A 625-nucleotide genomic window follows, 5' to 3' on the forward strand; every position below is an offset into this window, starting at 1 on the left:
GCATAGTCGCTGATGGCGGCGGTGGGCGCACGGCGTTTGCTGACTTGCCGCCATTTTGTCAAGATGGCTTCGTTGTCAACGTTGGGACGGTAGTGTCGGATGCCGTGCAGGTGTTCGGAGGGCATGCCGTAGTTGCTGATGACGGCGCGCGGGTTTTCTTCTCTGAAGATTTGGTACATCCGCGCGAAGTCGGTTCTCAATTCGTCGGGCGTCAGCAGCTGGCCGTCTTTTTCGGCAAACCAGCTTTCGATGTCGGTGGAAATGGTGCGGTAGCCTTCGCGGCGCGATTGTTTGGCCAATTCACGGATGCGCGCTTCGTTGAGTACGCCGTGTTTGCGTTTGCCTGTCGGATCGGGTTTGACCAACTCGCTTTCATAAACCAAGAACACTTTGGAGAGTTTGTCGGCGGTCAGGTCGGGTTTGCCGACATAGTCCATGCGGTCGTAGATGATGAAATCTTTGGCATGGGCGGAGAGGACGGTCAATAAGAGGACGAGGGGTAAAAGGCGGTTGGGTTTCATATTTTTAGGCAGATAAGGGAAAAGGGCCATTGTACGGGAAGCGGTGTTAAAGTGAGTCAAAGGCCGTCTGAAAGGATAAAAGTTCTTTCAGACGGCCTTTGTTG

The 625-nt window shown here is 53.9% G+C and carries 1 pseudogene; it reads right to left on the bottom strand.

The features are described from left to right. Nucleotides 1-521: pseudogene (locus ACTHUM_RS17445) on the bottom strand (hypothetical protein); the annotation flags it as partial. Between the last annotated feature and the right edge of the window lie 104 nt (nucleotides 522-625).

The organism is Neisseria sp. P0021.S006, assembly GCF_051956895.1.